This window comes from Streptomyces sp. NPDC007991 (assembly GCF_042958445.1).
In the GTDB taxonomy this organism is placed as follows: Bacteria; Actinomycetota; Actinomycetes; order Streptomycetales; family Streptomycetaceae; genus Streptomyces.
This window is the reverse complement of record NZ_JBIBJD010000017.1, coordinates 42,848-61,513: the sequence shown is the minus strand read 5'-3', so window position 1 is coordinate 61,513 and position 18,666 is coordinate 42,848. Positions and strand designations below refer to the sequence as shown.

The 18,666-nt window shown below is 71.8% G+C and carries 18 protein-coding genes; 9 read left to right on the top strand and 9 right to left on the bottom strand.

The window, feature by feature from the left end:
- Positions 1–38: 38 nt before the first annotated feature.
- Positions 39–695 carry a uridine kinase gene (locus tag ACFZDA_RS36420; RefSeq protein WP_391090059.1) on the bottom strand — a complete coding sequence of 219 codons (657 nt, stop codon included), beginning with the start codon at positions 693–695 and terminating at the stop codon, positions 39–41.
- Between the two features lie 224 nt (positions 696–919).
- On the opposite strand from ACFZDA_RS36420, the gene ACFZDA_RS36415 reads away from it, so the two are divergent.
- The 3 genes from ACFZDA_RS36415 to ACFZDA_RS36405 all read left to right on the top strand — a co-directional run bounded on the left by ACFZDA_RS36415 (position 920) and on the right by ACFZDA_RS36405 (position 3,319).
- Positions 920–2,299: a C39 family peptidase gene (locus tag ACFZDA_RS36415; protein ID WP_391089935.1), complete on the top strand. Its 1,380-nt coding sequence runs from the start codon at positions 920–922 to the stop codon at positions 2,297–2,299.
- A gap of 106 nt (positions 2,300–2,405) precedes the next feature.
- On the top strand, positions 2,406–2,546 hold the full coding sequence (locus tag ACFZDA_RS36410; RefSeq protein WP_391089933.1) for an SCO1431 family membrane protein: 141 nt from the start codon (positions 2,406–2,408) through the stop codon (positions 2,544–2,546).
- Between the two features lie 116 nt (positions 2,547–2,662).
- Entirely contained in the window at positions 2,663–3,319 is a 657-nt protein-coding gene (locus tag ACFZDA_RS36405; RefSeq protein ID WP_391089931.1) for a TetR family transcriptional regulator, read from the top strand.
- Positions 3,320–3,367: 48 nt separating this feature from the next.
- Here the strand turns inward: ACFZDA_RS36405 and ACFZDA_RS36400 are convergent, their stop codons facing one another.
- A complete protein-coding gene (locus tag ACFZDA_RS36400) occupies positions 3,368–4,633 on the bottom strand; it encodes a glycosyl hydrolase family 18 protein (RefSeq protein ID WP_391089929.1) in 1,266 nt (421 codons plus the stop codon).
- 329 nt (positions 4,634–4,962) lie between these two features.
- Between ACFZDA_RS36400 and ACFZDA_RS36395 the strand changes: the two genes are divergently transcribed.
- Positions 4,963–6,135 (top strand): acyl-CoA dehydrogenase family protein, encoded by a 1,173-nt coding sequence (locus ACFZDA_RS36395; RefSeq protein ID WP_391089926.1) that lies wholly within the window; start codon positions 4,963–4,965, stop codon positions 6,133–6,135.
- 379 nt (positions 6,136–6,514) lie between these two features.
- Here the strand turns inward: ACFZDA_RS36395 and ACFZDA_RS36390 are convergent, their stop codons facing one another.
- Positions 6,515–6,949 (bottom strand): hypothetical protein, encoded by a 435-nt coding sequence (locus ACFZDA_RS36390; RefSeq protein WP_391089924.1) that lies wholly within the window; start codon positions 6,947–6,949, stop codon positions 6,515–6,517.
- A 270-nt stretch (positions 6,950–7,219) separates the two neighbouring features.
- On the opposite strand from ACFZDA_RS36390, the gene ACFZDA_RS36385 reads away from it, so the two are divergent.
- From ACFZDA_RS36385 to fxsA, 4 genes are all read left to right on the top strand, one after another.
- Positions 7,220–7,660, top strand: coding sequence for an Lrp/AsnC family transcriptional regulator (locus ACFZDA_RS36385; RefSeq protein WP_010046337.1), 441 nt, complete (start codon positions 7,220–7,222; stop codon positions 7,658–7,660).
- 78 nt (positions 7,661–7,738) lie between these two features.
- Positions 7,739–9,340: an amidohydrolase family protein gene (locus ACFZDA_RS36380; protein ID WP_391089921.1), complete on the top strand. Its 1,602-nt coding sequence runs from the start codon at positions 7,739–7,741 to the stop codon at positions 9,338–9,340.
- 548 nt (positions 9,341–9,888) lie between these two features.
- Positions 9,889–10,692, top strand: a complete 804-nt coding sequence (locus ACFZDA_RS36375) for a glycosyltransferase (protein ID WP_391089919.1) — start codon at positions 9,889–9,891, stop codon at positions 10,690–10,692.
- A 94-nt stretch (positions 10,693–10,786) separates the two neighbouring features.
- Complete coding sequence (gene fxsA / locus ACFZDA_RS36370; RefSeq protein ID WP_391089917.1) at positions 10,787–11,362, top strand: FxsA family membrane protein; 576 nt, start codon at positions 10,787–10,789, stop codon at positions 11,360–11,362.
- 94 nt (positions 11,363–11,456) lie between these two features.
- On the opposite strand, the gene ACFZDA_RS36365 is transcribed toward fxsA, so the two are convergent.
- The 4 genes from ACFZDA_RS36365 to ACFZDA_RS36350 form a co-directional block, all read right to left on the bottom strand.
- Complete coding sequence (locus ACFZDA_RS36365; RefSeq protein ID WP_010046329.1) at positions 11,457–11,831, bottom strand: RNA polymerase-binding protein RbpA; 375 nt, start codon at positions 11,829–11,831, stop codon at positions 11,457–11,459.
- A gap of 266 nt (positions 11,832–12,097) precedes the next feature.
- Positions 12,098–13,444 carry an MFS transporter gene (locus tag ACFZDA_RS36360; RefSeq protein ID WP_391089915.1) on the bottom strand — a complete coding sequence of 449 codons (1,347 nt, stop codon included), beginning with the start codon at positions 13,442–13,444 and terminating at the stop codon, positions 12,098–12,100.
- A gap of 49 nt (positions 13,445–13,493) precedes the next feature.
- On the bottom strand, positions 13,494–14,261 hold the full coding sequence (locus ACFZDA_RS36355) for a glycerophosphodiester phosphodiesterase family protein (RefSeq protein WP_391089913.1): 768 nt from the start codon (positions 14,259–14,261) through the stop codon (positions 13,494–13,496).
- Positions 14,258–14,911 (bottom strand): YitT family protein, encoded by a 654-nt coding sequence (locus ACFZDA_RS36350; protein ID WP_391089911.1) that lies wholly within the window; start codon positions 14,909–14,911, stop codon positions 14,258–14,260. Before ACFZDA_RS36350 ends, ACFZDA_RS36355 begins: the two co-directional genes overlap by 4 nt.
- A gap of 98 nt (positions 14,912–15,009) precedes the next feature.
- On the opposite strand from ACFZDA_RS36350, the gene ACFZDA_RS36345 reads away from it, so the two are divergent.
- Positions 15,010–16,509, top strand: coding sequence for an aminotransferase class I/II-fold pyridoxal phosphate-dependent enzyme (locus tag ACFZDA_RS36345; protein ID WP_391089909.1), 1,500 nt, complete (start codon positions 15,010–15,012; stop codon positions 16,507–16,509).
- A gap of 12 nt (positions 16,510–16,521) precedes the next feature.
- Here the strand turns inward: ACFZDA_RS36345 and ACFZDA_RS36340 are convergent, their stop codons facing one another.
- Positions 16,522–18,213: a hypothetical protein gene (locus tag ACFZDA_RS36340; protein ID WP_391089907.1), complete on the bottom strand. Its 1,692-nt coding sequence runs from the start codon at positions 18,211–18,213 to the stop codon at positions 16,522–16,524.
- A 52-nt stretch (positions 18,214–18,265) separates the two neighbouring features.
- A complete protein-coding gene (locus ACFZDA_RS36335) occupies positions 18,266–18,460 on the bottom strand; it encodes a hypothetical protein (RefSeq protein ID WP_030843336.1) in 195 nt (64 codons plus the stop codon).
- Positions 18,461–18,666: the final 206 nt, after the last annotated feature.

The following is an 18,666-nucleotide window of genomic DNA, read 5'->3' as shown; positions in this document are numbered from 1 at the left end:
GCACTCCGGCAACTTGTTCCGCAAGGCCCTTCACAAGTTCAGCACACTGCGGGCGGTTCGTCACCGTGCGTGAGCGGCTGGTCCGGTCCAATAGTCACAGCAGGTCCCGCAGTCACCTCATACCCCTTCCCTCGCTGGAGTACCAGAAGGTCGGCGAACGGCCGTGAGGGATCGTCGGCGAAATGCCGGCGTTCCGCCGGTACCCATGTGTCCCAGAACTCCCGCTGTTCCTCACCGTCCCGGGATCGTCCCCGGGCCCAGGCCTCCTCAGGGGGCAACTCCATCCACAGCAGCAGGGCCAGCCGGGGCCGCAGCGCCCGGCGCCCCGCGCCGACGCCCTCCACGAGGACGACCGGGGCGGGCGGCAGGGGGCGCGGCGTACCGAAGCGGCGGGCTCGCCAGTCGTAGGGGGCGCAGTGCGCGGTCCGGCCCTGGGCCAGGGGCTCGATCACCTGGTCCAGCAGGCGTCCGGTCCAGTCGAACAGTTCGTCGTGGGTGGCGATGTCGTCGAGGCGCAGCACCGGCGCGCTGCCCAGCGCCGCGGCCAACTGCCCGGCGAACGTGGTCTTTCCGGAGCCGGCGTGCCCGTCGACGCCGACGAGACGGACCGGGCCGCAGGAGGGTGGAAGGCGGCGGATCCGGGAGGCCAGGTCGCGGACGGCGGGTCCCGGTGCGGGGCGGAAGGGCGGATTCATCTCGTCCAGCACTCTAACGACGCTGTCCGGCGGCGCCTGCCAGTGGTCGACGCCAATATTGGTGGGCGTGGCGCGGGCCGAAGTGCTGGCGGGACCCGGCGGGCTGTGCTCCTATGTGGCGCATACATGTGTGCTGCCCCCATGGGGCGTCCACGCGTGTGCGACCGACCGTGCAACGGACCTGCCTCGCCCCTGTCCGACTCCGACTTCCGGGGGTCCCCGCCATGCACAGAGCCGAACAGCCGTCCCGCAGAGCCGTCCTGGCCGCCGCGGTCGCCGCCGCCGTCACGGCAGGCGCGGGCCCGGCGGCCGCCGACACCGAGGAGCCCATGACGACCGACACCGCGGAGCCCGCCCGCGCGGTCCCGGCCCGGGCCGTGGACAACCGGGCCTGGACCTCGTACGGCGACTGGCGCGGCGGCACCGCCCATGGCACCCGCGCCGTCGCGGGCGCCCGCCCGGGCGTGGTGATCGCGAAGCCCGCCGGAACCACCGGCTACACGGACCCGCACACCGGCACCACCGCCCGCTGGGAGTACGGCACCTGGACGTCCCCGGCCCACCGGCTCGCCGTCCCCGCGACGGAGGCGATCGTCTCCTGGAACGCGCACACCCCGGCCGGCACCTGGCTCCAGGCGGAGATCAAGGCCACCTACACCGACGGCACCGGCACTCCCTGGTACGTGATGGGCCGCTGGGCGGCCGGCGACCAGGACATCCGGCGCACCTCGGTCGACGACCAGAGCGACGGCAAGAGCACCGTCTGGACCGACACCCTGGCGATCGACGATCCGTCGACGGGCCTGCGCCTCGCCTCGTACCGGCTGCGCCTCACCCTCTTCCGCAAGCCCGGCACCAAGGCCACGCCCACCGTGTGGCGGCTCGGTGCGATGGGCTCCGACGTACCCGACCGCTTCACCGTCCCGGCGTCCGTGCCCGGCTTCGCCGGGGAGCTGGCCGTCCCGCGGTACTCGCAGGAGATCCACAAGGGCCAGTACCCCGAGTACGACAACGGCGGCGAGGCCTGGTGCAGCCCGACCTCCTCCCAGATGGTCATCGAGTACTGGGGTGGCCGGCTCACCCCCGAGCAGCTGGCCTGGGTGGATCCGTCGTACGCCGATCCCCAGGTGTGCCACGCGGCCCGCTTCACCTACGACCACCAGTACGCCGGCTGCGGCAACTGGCCCTTCAACGCCGCCTACGCGGCCACGTTCAAGGACCTCCAGGCCGTGGTCACCCGGCTCGGCTCGCTCACCGACCTGGAGAGGCTCATCGCGGCGGGCATCCCGGTCATCACCTCCCAGTCCTTCCTGAAGGAGGAGCTGACGGGCGCCGGGTACGGCACCGCCGGGCACCTGATGACCGTCATCGGCTTCACCGCCGGGGGCGACGTGATCGCCAACGATCCCTTCTCGGAGACCAACGAGGCCGTGCGACGCGTCTACCGGCGGCGCGAATGGGAGAACATCTGGCTGCGGACCAAGCGGTACAACGCCTCCGGCAAGGTCGTCTCCGGCACCGGCGGCGTCTGCTACCTGTACTTCCCGGCCCGCCCGACCGAGGCCCAGCGCAAGGCGCTGACCGCCGTGGGCGTGCGCCTGTGACCAAGCTCTCGGCCGCGAAAGCCGCTCCCGATGGCAAAGTGGATGTCCCTCAAAGTGGACTGACCCGTGGGGGAAGTCCGTCCGCATCACGAATCAGCGAGAACCCATGACCGCGCACTCAGTCACCGCAGCCGGCGTCCGCACCGGTGGTCCCCAGGACGACGGCCCGAAGATCATCGAGCAGGTGGCGGGCTGGACCCTCGTCGTGGTCGTCGCGATGCTCGTGACCCAGCTCGGATTGCTGTGAGCCGACGCGGGCCGCTGTGACCCGGCGCGGCGTGCTGTGACCTGACCCACGCCCCTGCTCTCCGGCCTGCCATACTGCGGATGTCCCGCCGCCGCCCGTTGGAACCAGGGTCGAAATTGAATATCAGTCAACAGCCTGCCACGCGTCCCAGAGCCCGCGGTACCGAGCGCTCGCTGGCGCGCCGTGCCGAACTCATCGCGATCGGGCGGAGGTTGTTCGCCGACACGTCCTACGACGCCCTGTCGATGGACGACATCGCCCGGCAGGCGCACGTCGCCAAGGGGCTGATCTACTACTACTTCCAGTCCAAGCGCGGCTACTACCTGGCCATCATCCAGGACTCGGTCGCCGACCTGGTCACCCTTGCGGCGAGCGGACACGAACTGCCCCCGGTCGACCGCGTTCAGCGCACCATCGACCGCTATCTGCGATACGCCGAGCACAATCAGGCCGCGTACCGCACCATCGTCAGCGGCGGCGTCGGCTTCGACACCGAGGTGCACGCCATCCGTGACGGCGTGCGCGAGGCCATCGTCGCCACCATCGCCGAGGGGGCGTACGGCCGCGCCGACATCACTCCGCTGGCGCGTATGGGCCTGCTCGCCTGGGTGTGCGGTGTCGAGGGCACCACCCTCGAATGGATCGACCGCCCCGAACTGCCCCGCGAGACCATGTGCGAGCTGCTGGTGAGGGGGCTCGGCGGCGCCCTGCGCGCGATCGAGGACCTCGACCCCGCCTACCCGGTTCCGCAGGCCGTCCGCCAGGGCGCATGAGCGGGGGCGGAGGGATCCGTCACGGTCCCTCCGCCCCCGCCGCCAGGCCTACTTGATGGCCTTGATCAGCTCGCCGTTCGCCGTGTCGCCGCTCAGCTCCCAGAAGAACGTGCCGCCCAGTCCCTGCTGGTTCTTGTAGGTCATCTTGGTCGCGATGGTCGCCGGGGTGTCGTAACTCCACCAGTCGCTCCCGCACTTGGCGTACGCCGTGCCGGCCACCGTCCCCGTCGCCGGGCACTTGGTCTTGAGCACCTTGTAGTCGTCGATGCCCTGCTCGTACGTGCCCGCCGCCGGGCCGGTCGCGGCGCCGCCGGGGGCGGCCTGGGTGACGCCGGTCCAGCCGCGGCCGTAGAAGCCGATGCCGAGCAGCAGCTTCGAGGCGGGGATGCCGAGGCCCTTGAGCTTCGCGATGGTCGCCGAGCTGTGGTTGTCCGCCTTCGGTATGCCGGAGTACGAGGTCAGCGGGGAGTGCGGGGCCGTCGGTCCGGCGGCGTCCCAGGCGCCGAAGTAGTCGTACGTCATCGGGTTGTACCAGTCGACGTACGGGGCGGCGCCCGCGTAGTCCGCCGCGTCGATCTTGCCGCCCGGGGTGGCGTCGGCGGTGATCGCCGCGGTGACCAGGTTCTTCGGGCCGAACGTGGTGCGCAGCGCCCGCATCAGGTTCCTGAAGGCCGCCTGGCCGCTGGTGTCGCAGGTGGCGCCGCAGGAGTTCGGGTACTCCCAGTCGATGTCGATGCCGTCGAAGACGTCGGCCCACCGGGAGTTCTCGACCAGGTCGTAGCAGGACCGGGCGAAGGCGGCCGGGTTCTTCGCGGCCTCGCCGAAGCCGCCCGACCAGGTCCAGCCGCCGAAGGACCACAGCACCTTGAGGCCGGGGTGCTTCCGCTTCAGCTCGCGCAGCTGGTTGAAGGTGCCGCGCAGGGGCTGGTCCCAGGTGTCGGCCTTGCCGTCGACGGACTCGGCGGCGGTGTAGGCCCGGTCGGTGGCGGCGTAGGCGTCGCCCATCGCGCACCTGCCGCCGGTGACGTTGCCGAAGGCGTAGTTGATGTGCGTGAGCCGGGCCGCCGAGCCGGACGTCTCGATGTTCTTGACGTAGTACTTGCGGTCGTAGGTGCCCCATTCGGTGAAGTACCCGATGACCCTGGAGCCGGCCGCCTTGGTGCCGGCGGCGGCCTTGGTGCCGGCGGCGGCCTCCTGAGCCGAGGTCGCCGCGGTGGCGGAGGAACCCGCGCCGGCCAGCAGACCGGCGCCGAGGAGGGCGCAGCAGGCCGCGGACACGATGGCCCGGAAACGGGAGCGGTGGGGTGTGTGCATCCGATGACTCCTCGGGGGGAGGGGACGCGTGCCGATTGGCATGAACGCGGTGAATCTGTGGAGCGAAACAGTAAGAGGACTAGACCAGTCCGGTCAATGGTTCGGACCAATTTCACCCCTCGGGGCGCGCTCGGGTATTTCTTGAAGTAAGCGGTCGTTAACTGGTGACGTGATGCCTCCGATCGGGCATACTCACAGCGCAGAGCCGCTGGTCAGCAGCTTCCGAGACCCGGGACTGCAAGCATCGGCCAGGCACCAGAACGACCCGGCGGCACCGCCCTCACCCACGGGCCCGTCCGCCAGTGCCCGACAGGGAGGAGAGCGTCGCCATGCCCGACCGCGCCCCGCAGCCGGTGGACCGGCAACTGCCCACGGAGGAGGCCCGGGACCTGATCTCGCTCGTCCGCGACATCGCGCAGCAGGAGATCGTCCCGAAGGCGGCCGAGGAGGAGGACGCCGGCCGCTTCCCGCGCGAGCTGTTCACCCTGCTTTCGCGCTCCGGCCTGCTCGGCCTGCCGTACGACTCCGAGTACGGGGGCGGCGACCAGCCCTACGAGGTCTACCTCCAGGTCCTGGAAGAGCTCGCCGCGGTCCGGCTCACGGTCGGCCTCGGCGTCAGCGTGCACTCCCTGGCCTCCTACGCGCTCGCCGCCTCCGGCACCAAGGAGCAGCAGGTCGAGCACCTGCCGGCGATGCTCGGCGGCGGCATGCTCGGCGCCTACTGCCTCTCCGAACCGCACTCCGGCTCGGACGCGGCCGCCCTGCGCACCAGGGCGGTGCGCGACGGTGACGCCTGGGTGATCACCGGCACCAAGGCCTGGATCACGCACGGCGGGATCGCCGACTTCTACACGGTCATGGCGCGCACCGGCGAGGAGGGCCCGCGCGGGATCACCGCGTTCCTGGTCCCCGGCGACGCGCCGGGGCTGAGCGCCGCGCCGCCCGAGAAGAAGATGGGCCTGAAGGGCTCGCCCACCGCCCAGGTCCACTTCGACGGAGTACGGGTCACCGACGACCGGCGCATCGGCGAGGAGGGGCAGGGTCTTGCGATCGCCCTGTCCGCGCTCGACTCGGGGCGGCTCGGCATCGCGGCGTGCGCGATCGGCGTGGCACAGGCGGCGCTCGACGAGGCGCTGGCGTACGCGACCGAGAGGCGCCAGTTCGGCAAACCGATCGCCGACTTCCAGGGGCTGCGCTTCATGCTCGCCGACATGGCGACGCAGATCGAGGCGGGCCGGGCGCTCTACCTGGCGGCGGCGCGCCTGCGGGACGCGGGCCGGCCGTTCGCCGCGCAGGCGGCCATGGCCAAGCTGCACTGCACGGACACGGCGATGCGGGTCACCACCGACGCCGTGCAGATCCTCGGCGGCTACGGCTACACCGCGGACTTCCCGGCGGAGCGCTACATGCGCGAGGCGAAGGTGCTCCAGATCGTCGAGGGCACCAACCAGATCCAGCGGATGGTCATCGCCCGCCATCTCGTGGGTCCAGGGGGACGCTGAACTGGTCCAGGCCCCGCCAGGGCGCCGCGAGCCGCATCCACTCCGGGTCGTGCCGGCCCGGGAGGGTGCGGCCGCGCTCGGCCCAGGCCCGCATCAGGTCACGGTAGATCGGCGGGTCCTGATAGCGCGGCGCGACGGGCCGAACCGATTCTGCGGGTGGCGGGACGTGCAGGAGGCGTTGACGCCCGGTCGCTGAGGAGATGGGGGTCATACGAGGGCAACGCGCAAGGGCCCGGACAGGTCACCCCGGGGCGGAATCGGGCGTGCGTTCAGGCGAGTTCAACAAATTCTTGACGCACTGATCCCGCACCACGGCGGACTGCGAGCCGTGGTGCGGGGCAGTCACTGGGGTGGAGCGAGCGCGCGAAGAGGGCCGCGCTCAGGCCGCTTGGCGGCGCATGACGGGGACCCTGATGGGGCGTGAGCCCGGGCCGCCGACATGCGAGAAGGGCTGGGTCCGCCAGTCGAGCCCCTGAGGGAGCGTCAACAGCAGGGCGGTGTCCTGCTCCTGAGGGTCGACGGACTCGTCCGCGGAGCGGGCGTCAGCGGCCCTGCGGCCGGTTCCGGCACAGACCGTGAGTCCGAACGGGTTCCACGGCGAGGCGCACAGCGCGTGCTCCGGCAGGACCTCCTCGTCCGCCAGGAGGGCGATTGGTTGTGCGCAGTCCGGGCAGACGACCCGGTACATCTCGAACGTGTCGTAGGCGTCGAGTTCGTCGTCGAAGGTGTCGGGTTCGACGCCCTCCGGCTCGGGCTCGACGACGAGCTGCTGCCGCTTGGGTGCGGTGCGACCTGGGCGCTTAAGACTCTGCATTGGGTACTCCCCCTCGGGCTGGGCCGTAACAGGCACTGCGGCCTCGACCACAGCAAGCACTTCCCGTCCGCCCTCGGCGGTAATCACGAGAACATTACGGAGACTGTTCGAGCCCTGTGGCGTTCGTCACATGCCGCACGCAGGTGCCCGCTGCGGCGGGTTTGTCCCCCCGTACGGCTGACCGTCCCCCGCCGGAGAGATCACGAACCGGGCATGGCCCGAGCCGCTCAGGTATCGGAGGAGATCAACCGCACTGTAGGTTCTTGCGCCATGGAGGAGCTGGACCGACAGATCGTGCAGCTGCTCGTCAAGGACGGGCGGATGAGCTACACCGACCTGGGCAAGGCCACGGGCCTGTCCACGTCGGCCGTGCACCAGCGGGTGCGCCGGCTGGAACAGCGTGGCGTCATCCGCGGCTATGCCGCGGTCGTCGACCCGGAGGCCGTCGGTCTGCCCATGACCGCGTTCATCTCCGTCAAGCCCTTCGACCCCAGCGCGCCCGACGACATCGCCGACCGCCTCGCGGACGTGCCCGAGATCGAGGCGTGCCACAGCGTCGCGGGCGATGAGAACTACATCCTCAAGGTGCGGGTCGCCACGCCGCACGAACTGGAGGAACTGCTCGCGCGGGTGCGCTCGTTGGCGGGCGTGTCCACACGGACGACGGTGGTGCTGTCCACGCCGTACGAGGCCCGCCCGCCACGGATCTGATCGCCGGGGCTCCCTGTCCGGCCGCTGTGGGTCACCCCTGTTCGGAAGCGGCCGGAGCGAGGCGCGAGACTGGTCCTCATGAGTGAGTCCAGTGCCCCGCCGAAGACCGTCCTGCTCCGTCGCGGAGAGGTTCACAGCCCCGCCGATCCGTTCGCGACCGCGATGGTCGTGGAGCGGGGACAGGTCGCCTGGGTCGGTTCGGAGGGTGCCGCCGACGCCTTCGCCGACGGGGTCGACGAGGTGATCGACCTGGACGGGGCCCTGGTCACCCCGGCGTTCACGGACGCCCATGTGCACACCACCGCCACCGGCCTCGCGCTCACCGGCCTCGACCTGTCCGCCGCCCCCTCCCTGGAGGCCGCACTGGCCCTCGTACGGGACTTCGCCGCCGCCCGCCCGCACGACCGTGTGCTGCTCGGGCACGGCTGGGACACCGCCCGCTGGCCCGGCGGACGTCCCCCGACGCGTGCCGAACTCGACGAGGCCACCGGCCACCGGCCCCTCTACCTCAGCCGGATCGACGTCCATTCGGCGGTCGCCACCACCGCCCTGCTCGACATGGTCCCGGGCGTCCCGCGCGCGGACGGACCGCTCACGGCCGACGCCCACCACGCCGTCCGCGCCGCCGCGTTCGCGGCCGTGACGCCCCGGCAGCGCACCGACGCCCAGCGCGCCGCCCTCGCGCACGCCGCATCGCTCGGCATCGGCACGCTCCACGAGTGCGGCGGCCCGGAGATCTCCTCCGAGGACGACTTCACCGGTCTGCTGCGGCTCGCCGCCGACGAGCCCGGTCCGCGCGTCGTCGGCTACTGGGCCGAGGCGGACGTCGCCAAGGCCCGGCACCTGGGCGCCGCCGGCGCCGCGGGCGACCTGTTCGCCGACGGCTCCATCGGCTCGCACACGGCCTGCGTGCACCAGCCGTACGCCGACGCCGGCCACACCGGCCGGGCCTATCTGGACGCCGCCGCCGTCGCCGCCCACGTCGTGGCCTGTACCGAGGCGGGCCTCCAGGCGGGCTTCCACGCCATCGGCGACGCCGCGGTGGACTCCGTGGCCGAGGGGGTGCGCGCCGCCGCCGAGAAGCTCGGCCTCGCCCGCGTCCGGGCCGCCCGCCACCGGATCGAGCACGCCGAGATGCTCACGCCCGAGACCGTAGCGGCCATCGCCGAGCTCGGTCTCACCGCCTCCGTCCAGCCCGCCTTCGACGCCCTGTGGGGCGGCGAGGACGGCATGTACGCGCAGCGGCTGGGGACTGAGCGGGCCCGTACGCTGAACCCCTTCGCGGCGCTCCTGCGCGCCGGTGTGCCGCTCGCCTTCGGCTCCGACAGCCCCGTCACGCCCCTCGATCCCTGGGGCACGGTGCGTGCCGCCGCCTTCCACCGCACGCCGGAGCACCGTGTCTCCGTGCGCGCCGCGTTCACGGCGCACACGCGCGGGGGCTGGCGGGCCGTCGGACGGGACGACGCGGGAGTCCTGGCGCCGGGCGCACCCGCCGACTACGCGGTGTGGCGCACCGGCGAACTCGTGGTCCAGGCCCCGGACGACCGTCTCGCCCGCTGGTCGACCGATCCCCGCTCCGGCACCCCGGGACTGCCCGACCTGACCCCGGGCCGCGACCTGCCCGTCTGCCTGCGCACCGTGGTGGGCGGACACACGGTGTTCGTACGGCCGGGCGAGTGATCTACGGGGGTGGCGCGCACGCGATCGTGCGCCGCGCCCCCGGGGCGCGACCTGCGCATCCTCCGCGTTGACCAGGCCTTTACCGGACGATGCGCAGGTCAAACCACTGTTGACAGGTCGCCGCAGGAGGCCGGTAGGTTCGGCCGGGTCCACCACCGGACGCCCGACCGGGGAACGTCAGCCCACTCGCCGTAGTGCCGCCGGGTCAGGGACGGTGTGCCGCACCGGGGCACCGCCACTGGGAGCCAGGCTCAGGCCGGCGCGGCGCCGAGGGAACGTTCCGGCGGGTCGGGGAGGTGTGACCCCGGGTGGGGCCCGGGCGCTCAGTAGACAACGGCTTTCGGTCGATCCGCAGCCGGCGGATCCCAGGCCGGCCCGAAGGGCGCCGGGCCCCCATCCGCCGTACGCATCCGCCGTAGGCTCACACCCGGAGGCACACTCTTACCCACGTCTTGCGGATTCGACACCACCATTCGAACGTCCTGTCACGTCAGTGCAGGCCGGGCCCACTATGGTGGACCCCTGCGTACGGACATGAAGGGGCATCAGTGAACGACGGCGACGGAACCCTCGCGGCAGGAGCCCAGGGGAGGAAGTTCGGCCCGCTCGGCACGGCCTTGGTGATCATCCCGACCTACAACGAGGCGGAGAACATCAAGAGCATCGTCGGCCGGGTGCGCGAGGCCGTCCCCGGGGCGCACGTCCTCGTGGCCGACGACAACAGCCCGGACGGCACCGGCAAGCTGGCCGACGAGTTGACCGTCGACGACGACCACGTCCACGTGCTGCACCGCAAGGGCAAGGAGGGCCTGGGCGCCGCCTACCTCGCGGGTTTCCGCTGGGGCCTGGAGCACGACTACGGCGTGCTGGTCGAGATGGACGCCGACGGCTCCCACCAGCCCGAGGAACTGCCCCGTCTGCTCACCGCCCTGAAGGGCGCCGACCTGGTGCTCGGCTCCCGCTGGGTACCCGGCGGCCGGGTGGTGAACTGGCCGAAGTCCCGCGAGGTGATCTCCCGGGGCGGCAGCCTCTACTCCCGGCTGGCGCTCGACCTGCCGCTGCGCGACATCACCGGCGGCTACCGCGCCTTCCGCCGGGAGACGCTGGAGGGGCTCGGCCTCGACGAGGTCGCCTCCCAGGGCTACTGCTTCCAGGTCGACCTCGCCCGCCGCGCGGTCAAGGCCGGCTACCACGTCGTGGAGGTGCCCATCACCTTCGTCGAGCGCGAACTCGGCGACTCCAAGATGAGCCGCGACATCCTCGTCGAGGCGCTGTGGCGGGTCACGGCGTGGGGTGTGGGGGAGCGGGTCGGCAAGGTCATGGGGCGCGGCGGCAAGCCGTCGAAGCCGTAGCGGATGCCCCGCGCCCTCTTCTCGCCTGCCGCTCACAGAAACACCTGATCGGGGCCTTATCCCGTGCTGAGCCGGGCCCAGGCACACTGGAGGCATGACGACTGGCGCTCAGACCCCCGGTAACCCCGCCCGGCCCCGGCGCTCCCGGCTGCGTACGTACCTGCCGCTGGGGCTCGCCGCGTGGCTCGTCCTGGAGATCTGGCTGCTCATCGTGGTCGCGGGGGCGTCGAGCGGGCTCGTGGTGTTCCTCGTCCTGGTGGCGGGGTTCGTCCTCGGCTCGATCGTCATCAAGCGGGCGGGCCGGCGGGCCTTCCGCAAGCTCTCCGAGGCGCTGCAACAGCAGCAGAGCGGCGTGATGCCCGCGGCGGCCCGGCCGAACAGCGAGGGCAACGGCCTGATGATGCTGGGCGGGCTGCTGCTGATGATCCCCGGCCTGGTGTCGGACGCGGTGGGGCTGCTCCTGTTGCTGCCCCCGATACAGAAGGCCGTGAGCCGCACGGCGGAGCGCACCTTCGAGCGCAAGCTCCGCGAGGCCGACCCGGGCACTCTGGGCGGCGCCTTCCAGCAGGCCCGTATGCACCGCCCCGACGGCAAGGTCGTCCAGGGCGAGGTCATCAGGGACGACCGGAGCGACGCACCGCGGGAGCCGCGCCCGCCGCTGACGCACTGAAAGACCCCATGACAAAAACCGCGGGCGCCGTACTTCACGTACGGCGCCCGCGGTACTTGACGCGCTGTAACTTTCGGCCAGGCCCCGGAGGGACTTACGCCGACTTGCGGCTGTCTCGGGGATGAATCGCGATGTTCATCGCCCCGGAGCGCAGAACCGCCAGGCGCTCCTCGAGGACCTCTTCGAGTTCCTCACGGGTGCGCCGCTCCATCAGCATGTCCCAATGCGTACGCGCGGGCTTGGCCTTCTTCTCTTCAGGGCCATCGCCGTCCACGAGGAGTGCCTGGGCCCCGCAGACCTTGCACTCCCACTCCGGCGGGATCTCCGCCTCGACCGAGAAGGGCATCTCAAACCGGTGCCCCTTCTCGCATGCGTACTCCACGGCCTGGCGCGGGGCCAGGTCGATGCCGCGGTCCGTCTCGTAGCTGGTCACCACGAGGCGCGTGCCGCGAAGAGCTCGCTCACTCATGAATCGTGCCTCCCGGGCTTGTCGCCCACAGGACAGGTGTCGCTGTCGTCGTCATCCGGTCAACGTCCGGTCGGCGGTAAAGATTCCCGTTCCGAGTCCCGTTCCGGGTCATGCGTCGCCGTCGTAGCCGCCCTTGTTGTACCCACCAGCGCCCGGTTTGTCACATCTGCTAGCAGATGTAACCCAGCGTTTCGGCATCTTTGACGCGCAGTAACGGTACGCCTGGCAGGCCAAACGCGTACACTACAGCCCTTTCGCGTCGAGTGCTAAATCCTGTCAGGAACCGGATTCCCCGCTTCTTCGATCGCACGCCGCACCGGAACCCGCGCGAGCAGGGCGAACCCGATGACGAAGAAGCCCACCAGCGAGATGATCGCGTCCCGGTAACTCCCGGTCAGCTGGTAGGTGAGCCCGAACAGCAGCGGCCCGAGCCAGCTCATTCCGCGGTCGCTCATCTCGTACGCGGAGAAGTATTCGGCCTCCTTGCCGGGCGGGACGAGATGGGAGAACAGGGACCGGGACAGGGCCTGACTGCCGCCGAGGACCAGGCCGATGCCGGCGGCCAGGGCGAAGAACCACGCCGGTGCCCCGGCCGGCAGGAAGAACCCGGCCCCCAGCGTCACCGTCCAGGCCACCAGCGAGCCGAGGATCGTGCGCTTGGCCCCGTACGTCCGGGCCAGCCGGCCCATCGTCAGCGCGCCCGCCACCGCCAGCACCTGCACCAGCAGCACCGCGCCGATCAGGGTGGACTGCCCGAGGCCGAGTTCCTCGGAGCCGTAGACCGAGGCCTGGGAGATCACCGTCTGGATGCCGTCGTTGTAGACGAGGTACGCGAGCAGGAAAGCGAGGGTCAGCGGGTGCCGGCGCATGTCGCGGACGGTCGCCGCGAGCTGCCGGAAGCCGGGAAGGGCCGCTTCCCGTGCGGCGGTCCTGCGATCGCGCAGCCGGGTCAGCGGGATGAGGGAGAACGCGCCCCACCACAGGCCGGCCGAGGCCAGGCAGATGCGGACCGCCGTGCTCTCGGAGACACCGAAGCTGTCGTGCCCGGTGTAGAGGACCAGGTTGACGACGAGGACCAGCGAGCCCGCCGCGTAGCCGAAGGCCCAGCCGCGGGAGGAGACCGCGTCCCGCTGCGCGGGCGGGGCGATCTGCGGCAGATAGGAGTTGTAGAGCATCATCGCCACGGACTGCGCGGCGTTCGCGACGATCAGGAGCACACCGCCGAGCAGATAGCGCTCGCCGTCCAGGAAGAACATCGCCGTCGTGGCCGTGGCACCCAGGTAGGCGGCGGTGGCGAGGAGGGGCTTCTTGCGGCCGGTGCGGTCGGCGGCAGCCCCCACCAGGGGCATCACCAGCACGGCCACGATCACCGACAGCGACACCGAGTACGCGAAGAAGGACCCGGCGCGCACCGGGATCCCGAGCGGGTGGACGTACCCGTCGGCATCGGCCGCCGACTCGGCGACCGACGTCAGATAGGGGCCCAGGAACACGGTCAGCACGCTCGTCGAATAGACGGAGCACGCCCAGTCGTAGAAGTACCAGCCGCGCTGCTCGCGTCTCAGTCCCGCGGCGCCGTCGGCCGCATCCGGACGCGCGGTGTCGGTGCCCACCCCTGCCCTCGCCTCCCCGTGAACGCGCGGAGGTGACCGGCCCGGGGTCTCAGACCCAGACGCCGCGGTCCTCCATGACCTTGCGCAACGTGTCGATGTGATCGGTCATGATGCCATCCACGCCGAGGTCCAGAAGCCGGTGCATGCTCTCCGGGTCGTTGACGGTCCACACGTGCACCTGGAGCCCGCGCGCGTGGGCGGCGCGCAGGAAACGGTGGTCCACGACCTGGATGCCGGACTGGATCTCGGGTACCTGGGCGGCGACCGCCGAGCGGCGCACCGCGGCCGGCAGCCCCCAGGACCGCAGCCGCAGATTGAGCACACCCCGGGTGCCGTACGAGGTGGCCAGGCGCGGGCCGGCCAGCCGCTGGGCGCGCACCACGCGGGCCTCGGAGAACGAGCCGAGGCAGATCCGGTCCCAGGAGTTCGTCCGGCCGACCAGGTCGAGGAAGGGCAGCAGGGCTGCCTCGGCCTTGACGTCGACGTTCCAGCGGACGTCCGGGAACGTCTCCAGCAGTTCCTCGAAGAGCGGCACCGGTTCCCCGCCCGCCACGCGCGCGTGGCGCACCTCCTGCCAGGGCAGGTCGGCGATCCGCCCCGCGCCGTCCGTCACCCGGTCCAGGGTCGCGTCGTGGAAGGCGACGACCGCGCCGTCCCGGGTGGCGTGGACATCGGTCTCGATGTACCGGTAGCCCGTCTCGACGGCCCGCCGGAACTGCCGCACGGTGTTCTCCAGGCCGTCCGCGGCCCCGCCCCGGTGGGCGAAGGCGATCGGGCCGGGATGGTCGAGGTAGGGATGGCGTATCCGCGGGGTCACGGACGCAGTATCGCTCCTCGGGGTTGACCGGTGGCAACGACCGTGCTGCCGCCGGATGCCGCGGGAACGGCGAACACGCGCAGGAAGAGCTGGGCGAGCGGGCCGATCGCCACCGCGTACAGGAGGGTGCCGACCCCCACGGTGCCGCCCAGCGCGAAGCCGGTCGCCACGACCGTGAGCTCGATGCCCGTGCGCACCAGGCGGATCGAGACGCCCGTGAGCTGGTGGAGCCCCGTCATCAGGCCGTCGCGCGGGCCCGGGCCGAAACGCGCCGCGATGTACAGGCCGGTCGCCGCGCCGTTCAGGACGATCCCCGCCGCCAGCAGGCCGACCCGGAGCACCCAGCCGTGCGCGTCGGGCACCAGGGCCAGCGTGGCGTCCATCGCCATGCCGATGACCAGCACGTTGGAGATCGTGCCGAGGCCCGGCCGCTGCCGCAGCGGGATCCACGCGAGCAGCACCGCGGCGCCCACGAGGGTCAGCACGACGCCGATGGACAGACCGGTCCGCTCGGCGAGGCCTTGGTGCAGGACGTTCCACGGCTCCAGTCCGAGGCCCGACCTGACGAGCAGCGCCGAACTCGCGCCGTACAGAGCGAGACCGACGTAGAGCTGCGTCAGACGCCGGGCGAGCCGCCGCTGCGTGGACATGAAGTGCCCCCCTGGTGGTAGTGGACTGATGCATGACACCCTGTGGCTTGGATGGAGAGCCCATCCATGGCCAATCCGGGGAAGGTGGACTGATTCTCATGGCGCAGTGGACCTCGGCCGTGGGTGCGGCTCAGCTCGCGCGGCTGCTCAACTCCCAGCAGGACCGCCCGGCAGGGCCCGGCACACGCCGGCCGCCCGCCTACCGCGCGCTCGCCGACGGCATCCGCCTGCTGGTGCTCGAAGGGCGGGTCCCGGTGGCCGCCCGGCTGCCCGCCGAGCGGGAACTCGCGCTCTCCCTGTCCGTCAGCCGTACGACGGTCGCCGCCGCGTACGAGGCGCTGCGCAGCGAGGGGTTCCTGGAGTCCCGGCGCGGGGCGGGCAGTTGGACCGCCGTGCCGGCCGGGAACCCGCTGCCGGCGCGCGGGCTGGAACCCCTGCCGCCGGAGGCCCTCGGCTCGATGATCGACCTGGGCTGTGCCGCGCTTCCGGCCCCGGAGCCGTGGCTCACCCGGGCCGTGCAGGGCGCGCTGGAGGAACTCCCGCCCTACGCGCACACGCACGGCGACTATCCCGCCGGGCTGCCCGCGCTGCGGTCCATGATCGCCGAGCGCTACACCGCGCGCGGGATCCCGACCATGCCCGAGCAGATCATGGTGACGACCGGGGCGATGGGCGCGATCGACGCGATCTGCCACCTCTTCGCCGGGCGGGGCGAGCGCATCGCCGTCGAGTCGCCCTCGTACGCCAACATCCTTCAGCTGATGCGGGAGGCCGGGGCCCGGCTCGTACCCGTCGCGATGGCCGAGGGGCTCGCGGGCTGGGACATGGACCGCTGGCGCCAGGTCCTGCGGGACGCCGCGCCCCGGATCGCCTACGTCGTCGCCGACTTCCACAACCCGACCGGTGCGCTCGCCGACGAGGACCAGCGGCGGCGGCTGGTCGACGCGGCCAGGTCCGCGGGAACCGTGCTGATCGCCGACGAGACGATGAGCGAACTGTGGCTCGACCCGGACGTGCGGATGCCGCGGGCGGTGTGCGCCTTCGATCCCGCCGGGTCGACGGTGATCACGGTGGGGTCGGCGAGCAAGGCCTTCTGGGCCGGGATGCGCATCGGGTGGGTGCGGGCCGCGCCGGACGTGATCCGCAGCCTGGTCGCGGCGCGGGCGTACGCGGATCTCGGTACGCCGGTGCTGGAGCAGCTGGCCGTGAACTGGCTGTTCGGCACGGGGGGCTGGGAGCAGGCCGTGGAGGTGCGGCGGGAGCAGGCACGGGAGAACCGGGACGAGATCGTAGCGGCGGTGCGGCGGGAGTTGCCCGCCTGGGAGTTCGAGGTGCCTCGGGGCGGCCTGACGCTGTGGGTGCGGACCGGCGGTCTGTCCGGATCGCGGCTCGCGGAGGCGGGGGAGCGCGTGGGCGTGCGGGTGCCGTCCGGGCCGCGGTTCGGGGTGGACGGGGCGTTCGAGGGGTATGTGCGGTTGCCGTTCACCGTGGGGGGTGCGGTGGCCGAGGAGGCGGCCGTGCGGCTGGCTGCGGCGGCGCGGATCGTGGAGGACGGGGGTGTGGGGGCCGGCGAGTCGCCGCGGACGTTCGTGGCGTAGGGCCGATCCCCGCTAGGGCGTCTTCGTGGATTTGGTCAGTACGGGGACCGGCTTTCGTTCCGCCGGTTCCCCCGGTTCCGTCAGTGCCGGTACGGGCTCGGATTCCGCCGGCTCCGCTTCCGCCGGCTCCGGTTCGATCAGCTCCGGTTCCCCCTGCGACGGATCCGGGTCGGGCACCGTCTCCCCGTCCGCCGGTGTCGTGCGGGGCGGCAGGAGGTCCAGCACCGCCTGGCAGAGGGCGTCGGACGTCGCGTCGTCGTAGGGGTTGGGTGTGGCCGGTACCTGGAGGCGGTGGACCGGGCCCGTGCCCAGGCGGGCGTAGCCGCGGCCCGGCGGGACCTGGTCGACGGGCGTGGTGTGCGGGGGCGCGCCCAGGACGGACTCGATCTGGGCGGCCGTCGCCCGGCCGAGGACCACGCGCGCGCGGGTGTGCTGCCGTACGGCGTCGGTGAGGGTGTCGGCGCAGTCAAGCTGGTCGGCCACCACCACCGTCACGTTCGCCGGGCGGCCGTGCCGCAGGGGGATCTGGAGGAGGGACTGGGGATCCTCGCGGTCGTCGGCGGCGGCCAGGTGGGTGAAGGCCGTCGGGCGGTCCAGGAGGATCCACAGGGGGCGCTTGGTGTCGTCGGGCGGCGGGTGCCCCGCCTGGTGGGCGCGGTTGGCGGCGATGAGGCGGCGCTCGGTCTCGGTCGCGGCCCACTCCAGGCTGGCCAGCGCCCCGGTGAGCCCGCACTCGACGGCCAGGACGCCGTCCCGGCCGGTCAGGCAGGCGTATTCGCCGGTGCCGCCGCCGTCGACGATCACCACGTCGCCGTGCTGGAGGGCCTGGAGGGCGATGGACCGCAGCAGGGTCGAGGTGCCGCTGCCGGGCTGGCCGAGGGCGAGCAGATGGGGCTCGGTCGAACGCAGGCCAGTGCGCCAGACGACCGGGGGCACGTCCCGCTGCTGCGTGCCGTAGGTGAGGGGGAGCGTGCGCCGGACCTCGGTCGGGTCGGTGAAGCCGAGGACCGTCTCGCCGGGGGTGGTGACGAAACGCTGGGCGGCGATGTCGACGGGCAGCGGCACGAGCACGCTGACCGTCAACTGATTGCCCTCCTCGTCCCACGTGAAGTGGTATTCGCGGCCCCGGCCCGACTTGGCGGCGAGCAGGTGCTCGATCCGGGTGCGGGCCTCGGCCTCGCCGTCGGTGAAGTACGCCGGGTAGCGGACCACCAGGTGCGAGATCCGGCCGGCGCCGTCGAACGCGTAGGTGGGGAAGGCCTTGTCCCACGCACCGCCGTGGGCGTACAGCGGCTCGGGGTCCTCGGCGGCGGAGAAGTACGGCACCAGGGCCTCGTAGAGCGCCTTGAGGCGTTCTGTCTGCGACTCGTCAGGCCCGTCGGATGCCGCCGGGGCGCGGTCCCGGCCTTTCCAGGCCGCCGTCGCCATCAGGGTGACGGCGGCGCACAGCGGTCCGTACGGCAGCAGCGCCACGACCAGGAGCACGGAGGCGACCAGGAACAGCAGCGCCCCCCGTCTCTCCTTGGGGGTCTCCGTCCATCTGCGCCGCCCGGCCGCTGCCAGTCGGCGCAGACCGCGCATGATCGTGATCAGCGGGTGGAGGACGTCGGTGGCGCTGTCGGCGGCCGTCCGGGCCAGCTCCCGGCTCCGGGCGAGCTGTGCGCTGCCGTTGCTCAGAATGCGGGGGAGGGGGCGCCGGGCCACTGCTGCCTCCAGGGAGTGCGTACGGGCGGGATGCGTACCGGGAGCGGGGCCGTCAGAACTTGATTCCGCCGAGGAGGCTCGCCAGGCTCTCGCCGCCCGCCTTGATGCTCGGGGCGATGGCCGTGCTCGCCAGGTAGAAGCCGAACAACATCGCCACCACCGCGTGCGACGCCTTCAGGCCGTCCTTGCGGAAGAAGATGAAGACGACGATGCCGAGCAGGACCACGCCTGAGATGGAGAGGATCATTTGAGTTCTCCTGATTCGCGGGGACAGTCACCCTGAGTACTTCCAGGCTCACAGGATGTATCCATACGATAAAAGGTGCAACTGGGTGAAATTCGGACTATTTCCCCCGGTTGACGGAGTGGTCCCCGGCCCGGTCACGCTGGGCTGTCGCGCTCGGTGAGGTCTGTGGTGATCTTTACCTCGGGCACATCGGGTCATGTGCCGCG